The organism is Rhizobium ecuadorense, from assembly GCF_001187535.1.
Taxonomy (GTDB): domain Bacteria; phylum Pseudomonadota; class Alphaproteobacteria; order Rhizobiales; family Rhizobiaceae; genus Rhizobium; species Rhizobium ecuadorense.
This window is the reverse complement of record NZ_LFIO01000724.1, coordinates 1-4,507: the sequence shown is the minus strand read 5'-3', so window position 1 is coordinate 4,507 and position 4,507 is coordinate 1. Positions and strand designations below refer to the sequence as shown.

Below are 4,507 nucleotides of genomic sequence, written 5' to 3'. Positions count from 1 at the left end.
TCCGACTCCGTTTGAGCCAACAGAATGCTTCAATCTAACCAGGAAAGGCTCTAGCGGTGGCTGGAATAGCGGGCGGCGGCAGCGCCGTCCGTCAATCCAGAAGGCGACCGGGAACGGGATCAACATCGGATGGATCGGGTGGCCGAAGGCGCTGCCGGGAAGTCGGCAAGTAGAAACTGCTCTCTGTAAGACCGATGCGCCTTACACCCTATTCATCTCGGGCGCCCTATTCATCCCGGAAGGCTCGGTTGATCTGGTCTGTGAGCGGTTTGATCAAATAGGACAGCGCGGTACGCTCGCTGGTCCGGATGAAGGCCTCGGCCGGCATGCCCGGCAGCAGCGTCAGACCATCCAGCTTCCTCAGTTCTTCAGGCGGCACGGCTATACGCACGAGGTAGTAGGAAAGCCCGGTGCGCTGGTCGGTGGTGAGGTCGGCGGCGACGAGGCTTACATGGCCATTCAGCTCCGGCGTGGTGCGCTGGTTGAAAGCCGACATGCGCAGCACCGCCCTTTGGCCGATCTGGAGTTGATCGATGTCCTTCGGCGCGATCCGCACCTCCAGCGCCAGGTTGTCATTTTCCGGCACGACCAGCATGATCGGATCCGCGGGCGTCAGGACGCCGCCGATCGTATGCGCTTGGAGCGAATGGACGATGCCGGACTGCGGAGCAACGATGTCGGTGCGCTTCAGCTCGTCCTCGGCGGCAATCTTGCGCTCGACATACTCGCCGATCTGCGCCTGCGTATCGCGCAGTTCCCGTCCGACCTCGGCCTTCAGATCCTGATCGACCTGGAGAATCTGGAGGTTCGTCTCAGTGATGCGGCCGGCAGCCTGCGCCTGAGCGGCGATCTGCTCGCCGCGGTCTCCGCCGAAGGTGGCGCGCTGGGTTTTGAGGCTGTTGAGCCGCTGGTCCGAAACCGCACCCTGCATGCGCAGGGAGGTGAGGGAGGCGATTTCCTTGTCGAGCACCTCGATGCCCTCGGTATAGGCGATCTCCTGCGCCTTCACGCCCTCGATCTCGTGCTGGTACTGAAGAATGCGTTCGCGCAGTTGCGCCGTCTTGCTTCGCAGCGCCTCGCGGCGGATGGCGAAGAGCCGTTCCTCTCCGCGCAGGATCGCGGCGATTTCGGGATCGTCCCGCCGAGTCAGCAGGCTGTCAGGAAACACGATCGCTGGCAGGTCGTCGCGTTCGGCCGCGAGCCGCGCGACGCGCGCCTGGAACTCATCCAGCCGTCGCGTGACGATCGCCAGATTGGCGCGCGTCGCCGTGGCGTCGAGCCTGAGCACCACGTCGCCGGCTTTCACCTCCGAGCCCTCGTGAACCAGGATTTCGCCAACCACGCCGCCGGTCGGATGCTGAACTTTCTTCACATAGGAGTCGACCACGAAGCTCCCGGACGCCACCACGGCTCCGGCGAGGTTCGTCGTCGATGCCCAGCCGCCAACGCCGACGACAAGGCCGCCACACATCACGAGGCTGCCGAGCAAGTGCCGACGGATGGAAGCGGAAAGGCCGCCGTCCCTGTCAGTCCCGGTCATGGATGTCCCCCATCGTCATGTTGTGGCAAGCGTTGCCAAGCTGCCATTCGGCGTCTCCGGTCATCGTCTGCGCGCCGTATTCGTCTGCGGCCTGTTTCCTGCCTCTGCACGGCCCCTTTCCGGAGCAGGAGCCACCTGCAGAACCTTTGACAGCACCTCGTCCTTCGGACCGAAGGCGCGCTGGCGGCCACCCTCCATCATCAGCACCTTGTCGACGACGCTGATCGCGCTCGGCCGGTGCGCGACGACGATCGCGATGCCGCCGCGCTCGCGAACCGAGACGATGGCCCTGACCACGGCTGCCTCGCCCTCAGCGTCGAGATTGGCGTTCGGCTCGTCCATCACCACGAGGAAGGGATCGCCATAAAGCGCGCGGGCGATGCCGATACGCTGGCGCTGACCGGCCGACAGCGCGGAGCCGCCTTCGCCGATGCAAGTTTCATAGCCCTTGCCGAAGGAAAGGATCAATTCGTGCGCGCCCGCCGCTTTCGCCGCTGCCACGATCGCCGCCGGATCGGGATCATCCTCGAATCGAGCGATGTTCTCGGCGATGGTGCCGTCGAACAGTTCCACGCCCTGCGGCAGATACCCGATGTGGCGGCCAAGCGCCTCCTTGTCCCAATGGTCGAGGCTGGCCCCGTCAAGGCGGACATTCCCGGCCGCCGGCGCCCATGCCCCGACCAGCACCCTTGCGAGGCTCGACTTGCCCGAGCCGGACGGCCCGATGATGCCGAGTGCGGTTCCGCGCTCCATGACAAAGCCGACGCCGCCGACATTCGGCTTGCGTTCGCCCGGAGGAACGATGGTGAGCTCTTCGGCGCGCAGTTCCCGCACCGGCTTCGGCAGCGGCAAGGCCTGCGGTTGTTCAGGCACCTTCCTCAGCATGTCCTGCAGCCGGGCCCAGCTCTGCCGCGCCATAAGGAAGGGCTTCCAGTTGGCGATGGCGAGATCGACCGGGGCAAGCGCACGGCCCATCATGATCGAAGCGGCGGTCATCACGCCGGGTGTCGCTACTTGATTGATGACCAGCCATGCGCCAACGCCGAGGATCGTCGATTGCAGGATGACGCGCAGCGCCTTGGCAAGGCCGCCAAGGCCCCCCGTGACATCGCCCGCCCGGCGGTTCGCCGTCAGATAGTCGGAATTGGCTTTCCGCCAACGCGCGCCAATCCGGCGCGAGAGACCCATCGCATGGACGACCTCAGCATTGCGGCGAGCGGCTTCCATGAGCCCGTTGCGGGCCATGTTGTGGGCCGTCACCTCCTTGATTGCCTTCTGCGAAAGGATGTTCGTCAGCAGCGTCAGCGACACCAGCACAATCGCCCCGGCAAGCGCCGTCATGCCGAGCCAGAAATGGAAGATGAAGCAGATGGCGAGATAGAGCGGGATCCAGGGAAGGTCGAAGAGCGCCGTCGGGCCGGCGCCCGACAGGAAGCCTCGCACATTATCGAGATCGCGCAGCGGCTGCAGGCCGTCGCCGGGCATACGGGCCATGAGCGGCAGGCACGTCACCGCCGCATGCACCCGGTCCGAAAGTTCCCGGTCGAAGCGCTCGCCGATGCGCAGCAGGATGCGCGAACGAAGGATGTCGAGCGCCGCCTGAAAACCGTAAAGCCAGAGCGCGAGAACACCGAGGCCGACCAGCGTCGGAACGCTCCCGCTCGCCAGAACCCGGTCGTAGATCTGCAGCATGAACAGCGGCGAGGTCAGCGCCAGCAAGTTGATGACGAAGCTCGCGACAACAAGACCGCCGAAAACACGCAGGTTCAGGAAAGCAAACATGATACTTCTTCTTTCACAGTACCGCAGGCGGCTTTTACCGTGCTTCCGTCATGCTGATCGCAAAGATCGATTGTGGAGCCCGCCACCGCGAACCGCCGCGGTGGCGACATGGCCGGAAAGCGGCCGCCGTTTTGATCAGAGGATGAAATCCGAACTCGTTAAGCCCAGGTTTGTGCCTGTCAAGACGATCGTCGTTTCGTCGGTATTCGCGTCTCCGTTGCTATCGAAGTGAAGGATCGTGTTGCCGCCGCTTTCCGTGTACCAGGCACTGTGGGTCGTCACCGTTGTTCCAGCCCAGGCGAAGGCTTGATCACCGGGGGTGTTGGGGTTGGCCGTATAGGCGTCGAGCGCGCTAACATCGATCTTGTCAAACCCATGGTGGAAGTCAAAGATCGTGTCCGGGGCGCCGGACGCGCTGTCGCCCACGGCGGTAAACACAAATGTGTCATTGCCGGAGCCACCCCAAAGGTCATCCTGCTCGCCGCTGCCGTTGAGCGTGTCGTTGCCGGAGCCGCCGTACAACGTGTCCAGGCCTTGGCTTCCGATCAGTATGTCGTTGCCCGCCTGGCCGTAGAGCTTGTCGGCCCCGTTATTTCCATTCAGCGTGTCGTTACCTGCTTGGCCATAAAGCGTATCACCGGAGTTGCCGCCGCTGATTGTATTGTCCGCCCCATTTCCGACCTTGGTATCGACACCGTTGGTTTCGCCCCAATTTGTCGTTGTGGCGGTCGCTGTGTCGGTATCGTGGTCATTGCTCGTATCGCTGTCGCTTTCGATCACGTCGATGATGCCGAGATGGAAGTTATGCGAGGCATCCGGCGTGCCGCCGACCGTTGCATCATTCACGTTCACGGTCACGTCGTAGCCGGCCTTCGCTTCGAAGTCCGCGCCACCGTTGAAGTACAGCGCGCCATTCAAGATCGTGAATGAAGCGACGTCACTGCCAGACAGCGACAATACGTTGTTTCCGGAATCGACATCGGTGACCGCGATATCGGCAACTTTGATCACGCCCCCATTTTCAAGCGTCGACGTGACTGTGTTCGACAACACAACCGCCGTCGGCGCGTCGTTGACCGCATCAAGCGTGAAGCTCTGGCTTGCCGGCAGACTGCCGCCATGGCCGTCGATGACGGTGTAGCTGAGGCTGACCGGGCCGTTGTAGTTGGCATCCGGCGTGAAGGT

The 4,507-nt window shown here is 63.3% G+C and carries 3 protein-coding genes; all 3 read right to left on the bottom strand.

Annotated features, from left to right (window positions below):
* Positions 1-226: 226 nt before the first annotated feature.
* Positions 227-1,540, bottom strand: a complete 1,314-nt coding sequence (locus AF337_RS13575; RefSeq protein ID WP_049732490.1) for an HlyD family type I secretion periplasmic adaptor subunit — start codon at positions 1,538-1,540, stop codon at positions 227-229.
* A gap of 60 nt (positions 1,541-1,600) precedes the next feature.
* Positions 1,601-3,322: a type I secretion system permease/ATPase gene (locus AF337_RS13570; protein WP_082336808.1), complete on the bottom strand. Its 1,722-nt coding sequence runs from the start codon at positions 3,320-3,322 to the stop codon at positions 1,601-1,603.
* 135 nt (positions 3,323-3,457) lie between these two features.
* Positions 3,458-4,507: M10 family metallopeptidase C-terminal domain-containing protein (locus AF337_RS13565; protein WP_167347750.1), on the bottom strand; the 1,050-nt coding region annotated here is incomplete at its 5' end.